Source organism: Streptomyces sp. NPDC054975, assembly GCF_053609105.1.
Genome location: NZ_JBSGWV010000099.1, coordinates 1 through 5,028 on the forward strand (window position 1 = coordinate 1; position 5,028 = coordinate 5,028).

The following is a 5,028-nucleotide window of genomic DNA, read 5'->3' on the forward strand; positions in this document are numbered from 1 at the left end:
TTATCTAGAGGTGGTTCTCGGGTGTGAGGGACGTGAGGCCAGGGTTCCTTCGTCTGCGTGACTGATGGATATCTGATAGGTCGCTGAGCTGTTTGGGTCGTTAGCCCATGCGTGATCTATCGAGCTGAGAAAGCTGTGCTGCCGGGCTCCTCAAGGGTTGCCTGGGTGGTCATCGATGGCGACTTCAAGATCCATCGCGAGGCGACCGCGTTCCTCGAGCAGGTACGCGGCCTGGGTCGGTCGGTGAACACTGAGCGGAACTATGCGTGTCGGCTGGCCCTGTATCTGACCTGGTGCGACGAGCGGGGGCTGAGCTGGTCGGACCCAGGCTTCGAGAACTTGGTGCGGTTCCGAGACTGGCTGGTGAGCGTCCCGTTGCCGCCGCGGGGCCGGCGGAACCAGTCGGCGATCCGCTTCCGGCGGGACGGCAGCGCCAACGCGATTCTGGGAACGATGACGCAGTTTCTGCTGTTCGGTGTCGGCCCGGGCTGGGTCTCCGAGCAGGTCGCCATGGCCGTGGTCAAGCCGAAGTTCCTGCGGTTTCTGCCGAGGGGGGTCGCGGGAGAAGGCCGTGGAGAGCGGGTTGTCATGGAACGGACCTTGAAGTTCGCAACGACAGACCCGGGCATCGAGTGCTTCACAACGGAGCAGGTGGAGTTGATGATCCGGCTGGCTCGGAATGCCCGTGACCGTTTCCTGATCGTGCTGATGAGGGCGACCGGTATGCGGATCGGCGAGACGTTGGGCATGCGCCGGGCCGATGTCCACTTCCTCGCCGACTCGCGCCTTCTGGGCTGCCATGTCAGCGGCCCTCACGTTCATGTTCACCGGCGCCGGGATAACGCCAACAACGCGCTGGCGAAGTCCCGGAAGTCCCGGACGATCCCGGTGAGTGAGGACGTCGCTGGCTACTACCGGGACTACCAGTGGGAGCGCGAGGCAGTCCCTGAGGCTGCCGACAGCGACATGGTCTTCGTGAACCTGTTCCGCGCGCCGCTGGGGCGGGCGATGAGCTACCCGAACGCCAAGCAGCTTTTCGACCGCTTGGCGAAGTGGGGCGAAGTCGTTGCCCGTCCGCACATGCTCCGTCACACTGCGGCGACGGAGTGGATCAGGGCCGGGGTTCCCCGGGACGTTGTCCAGGACCTGCTCGGACACGAGTGGCCTGGGTCGCTCAAGCCCTACTTGCACACCACCGACAGCGAGCGCCGCGAAGCTGTCGAGCGCGTTGCGGCAGGTGTCCAATGACGGCGGCCGGCGTCCCTCTCCATGAGGCCGTCACGCCGTTCGGCGTCGACTGGGCGGGCTGGCAGAAGTGGCTTGGCGATCACATTGATCCGGCATGGCGACCGGGCGAATGGGATCAGCAGTGGTGGCTCTTCACCGGGGACCTGGACAGCCCCCGCACCTCGATCTGGCGATGCCGCACCCCTCGATGCCGGGCCGTGCTCGGCTCTCGGGCCCGCTGTCGCGGCTGCACGCGCGGCCGCGAAAAGAGTGGGCTGACCTGGGCGGAATTCGACGTTCAATACTGTCCGTCCGACCGGCCGCGCGGCAACGACCCGGCCCTTTGCGAGGTCACTCGTGGCTCGGTGAGGTGCGGTCGTGTCGGCATCATCCACAAGCTTTGCCAGGCCCACTACAACAGCTGGCGACGGCACAGGCGTCGACGCGGGGGGAAGTTCACGGTTGGCGAATGGCTCGACACATACAGCGTCAAGCCGTTCCCCACGCCACCCGAGTGCATGGTCGGTGGGTGCTGGAATCGGTGCGTCCACGAGCGGAGTCCGATCTGCACCTACCACCTGCGTCGGCGGATGGAGGCCGGGTTGAAGGGGACGGCTGACACCCCAGAACTTCGCAGATGGGCAGCGGAACAACCGCCGGTGCTGACCGCTGCTCAGTTCTCCCTTCTCCAGCTTCCGCCGCTGCTGCGGCTGGAACTGGCCTATGCGATCCAGCAGCGCGACGTGCTGGGCTCGTCCATGCCTCCGTTCACGCTGCGGGCGATCCTCAACGAGGCATTCGCTGCCGGAACGAGCCTGCTGCTGACGGCCGACACGCTGAAGCCGAGAATGCGGACCACGAACGAGAAATCGGTCCTCCGGCAGCTGGTCTGGTCGGTCCACCAGGGTTACGTCGCCTTCAGCGGACGCGATCCCCGCGGCGAGGACCACTTCGACCTGCGGGCGGCAGGGCTGAAGGGCGCCACCCGCTCCGGCCGACGCGAACAGTTCGGCAGCGTCGACCTGGCGGTGATCCACCAGCCATGGTTGCGCCAACTTCTGCGGCGCCGGGCCGAGGCCGAGAGGCCTACGGGCCCGGCATTCAAGAGATGGCTGAGGGCTTGTGTCCTCGCTGGTCAGGGCATGAACCGGCTGCCTGGCGGAGGCATCGACACAGTCGCCCTGGACGCCGCGCACATGCAGGCGGCATTCGACGAGATCGCTGCCGCCGTCGACCAGGACGGACGTCGCGTCGGCGCCGGATATCGCGGCGATCTCTGGTCGGGCTTCTGCCAGACGATCGACTTCGGGCGTCTGGCTGGCCTGCTGGACGCCCCGGGCTCGTTCATTCGCCGCCCCTTCCACCGTATCCCGGACGAGGACACCAACGAGGACGAGATCGGCAAAGCGATTCCTGAGCACGTCATCCGTCAACTCGATGCCCAGCTCGCCTCCCTCGGGACCGGCGTCACCTACGGGGCGATGGACCCTGCACTGGTGAAGCTCATGTTCCAGACCGCCTACGTCGTCCTCCGGGACTCGGGCCGCCGCCCCCTGGAAGTCGTCTCCCTGCCCCGCAACTGCCTTGAACGTGAACGCGACGAAGTCTCCTTGATCTGGAACAACCACAAGGGCCGCCGCATGCGGCGGCGCCTGCCCATCACCTCGTCGACTGTCACGGCGATCGAGAAATGGCAGGCCCTTCGCGACGCCCTGCCGGACGCCCCGACCGTCAGTGAGCGCTACCTGTTCCCGGCGATCACCTCCGCCGGAGGATCAGATCACCTCGTCAGCAACAACTTCAGTGCCGGAATGCGGATCTGGGTGAAGACCCTGGACAGGCTGGACAGCGACGTCCTGGACGCCGAGGGCAATGTGCTCCCCTTCGACCGTTCGCTTGTCTATCCCTACGCCTTCCGGCACTCCTTCGCCCAAAGGCATGCCGACGCCGGCACCCCGGTCGACGTGCTCCGCGACCTGATGGACCACGACGATCCAAAAACGACCATGGGCTACTACCGGGTCTCTCTGGAACGCAAGCGCCAGGCGGTCAGGACACTCAGCCTGATGGTCACCGACCGGCACGGGGCCTCAAGACCATGCTCGTCGACCGCCTACGAACAACGTTCGGTGGCAGTTCCGTTTGGCGGCTGCACCGAGCCGTCCAACGTCAAGGCCGGCGGGCACGCATGCCCGATCCGTTTCCAGTGCTCAGGCTGCGGATTCTACCGCCCTGACCCGTCCTACCTGCCCGCGATCGAGGATCACGCCAACAGCCTCCGGGCCGACCGCGAGACGGCGCGCGCGATGGACGCGGCCACCTTCGTCGTCGACAACCTCACCGCCCAGATCGGCTCCTACGAAGAGGTCGCGGCGAAGATGCGCGACCGGATGGCAGCCCTGCCCGACAACGAGCGAACGGAACTGGAGGAGGCCTCCGCGGTCCTCCGGCGGATCCGGGCCGGCGGCGACCGCAAGCTCCTCCCCTTGACCCCCGTCTCCAAGAAGGAAGCGTGAGATGGCTTCCCGAACCCCGGCTGACGTCCTCGCCGAGTCCCGGCGGCAGACCAGCCTCCTCAAGCGCCAACGCGTGCTCGACACCATCCGGCGCATGCTGAGCGAAGGCGAGCCGATCTCCTTCACCGCCGTCGCCCGCGCTGCCCAAGTGTCGACCTGGCTGGTCTATGCCGAGGGCGTCCGAGAACACGTCCAGGCGGCCATTAGGCGGCAGGAACACGCTCCCGTCACCGCAGCCGCCGAGGGCCGCAGAGCAAGCACCACCAGCCTGCACACCGACCTTGCCATGGCCCGCGAGGAGATCAGGGGACTCCGAACCGAACGCGATCAGCTCCGGACCGCCATGCGAGAGCAGCTCGGATACCAGCTTGACCAAATCAGTAACCGAGAAATCACAGAGCGGATCGCCGAGCTCACCGAAGCAAACAGGAAGCTCGAACAGGAGGTGATCAAGCTCCGACCGCTCGTTGGTCATGCTCAAGAACTCGAGCGGGATCTGGCCGCAGCCCGCACCAGCCTTCGACAGATGATCCGGGAAGGGAGCCAGCGTTAGGAAGTCCCTTACCGATCACCGTTCGCTCCAGTCCTCGCCACTGGGGTCCGCGATCGGCTTTTCCACCTCTGCGACGGCGTCCCGATCACGTCTCAACCGCCGCCATGACTGAGCGCTGCCGGAGTCGGGCGGCGATGAGTTCCATCTCGACCAGCGTTCCCATCAGCCCGGTTGTCTTCAACTCATCTGCCAAGGCCTTTGCTTGTGTGAGCGTCAAGCCATGCACCTCGCGAAGAGCACGCAGGACGGCCACCGGACTTGTCTCGGGCCCGATCAGGCGGAGCCGGGCAGGTCCGTGTTCGGACAGGAGCGCCTGGCGGATCTCCTCCGGAGTCTCGCGGCCGCTGTCCTGTTCGCACCACGCGTTGGTGCATGACTGGCAGGCACCTTCAGTCCCCCAGCACAGGAGTCCGCGGTCGATGAACTGGCCCATGTCGCGTGTCAGCACACCGCCGCAGGCATCGCATCGCGTTGCGATCTTCACGCCCTGGGTGATCACCTTGCTCCTCGTCGTCGGGCTCTGCCCCGAAGGGTGCTGCAAGACCTTCCGTTCGTCGACCGTTTATCGTCGCCGATCACACACTGCACGTTCGACTGTGCTTTCGCTCTGCACATTCGCGAGCTCAGAATGAGGCTCTGGCGATTGACCCACTGCATTGACGCGCCTGACCGCACGTCCCTCAAAGGTCGATGGCTCATGACCTGCACAGATGGAGACGAGATCTAGATAAG

General features: G+C 65.7%; 4 protein-coding genes. 3 read left to right on the forward strand and 1 reads right to left on the reverse strand.

Going from position 1 to position 5,028, the window contains the following annotated elements:
* Positions 1–165: 165 nt before the first annotated feature.
* The 3 genes from ACWF79_RS34630 to ACWF79_RS34640 are packed head-to-tail and all read left to right on the forward strand — an operon-like array spanning position 166 to position 4,296.
* Complete coding sequence (locus ACWF79_RS34630; protein WP_453732154.1) at positions 166–1,248, forward strand: tyrosine-type recombinase/integrase; 1,083 nt, start codon at positions 166–168, stop codon at positions 1,246–1,248.
* The gene (locus tag ACWF79_RS34635; RefSeq protein ID WP_453732155.1) at positions 1,245–3,743 is read left to right on the forward strand and encodes a tyrosine-type recombinase/integrase; all 2,499 of its coding nucleotides are present in this window, start codon (positions 1,245–1,247) and stop codon (positions 3,741–3,743) included. The genes ACWF79_RS34630 and ACWF79_RS34635 overlap by 4 nt, the downstream gene beginning before the upstream one ends.
* Position 3,744: 1 nt before the next feature.
* Positions 3,745–4,296, forward strand: a complete 552-nt coding sequence (locus ACWF79_RS34640) for a DUF6262 family protein (RefSeq protein ID WP_453732156.1) — start codon at positions 3,745–3,747, stop codon at positions 4,294–4,296.
* 85 nt (positions 4,297–4,381) lie between these two features.
* Here ACWF79_RS34640 and ACWF79_RS34645 read toward each other — a convergent pair whose 3' ends face one another.
* On the reverse strand, positions 4,382–4,795 hold the full coding sequence (locus ACWF79_RS34645; protein ID WP_453732157.1) for a hypothetical protein: 414 nt from the start codon (positions 4,793–4,795) through the stop codon (positions 4,382–4,384).
* Between the last annotated feature and the right edge of the window lie 233 nt (positions 4,796–5,028).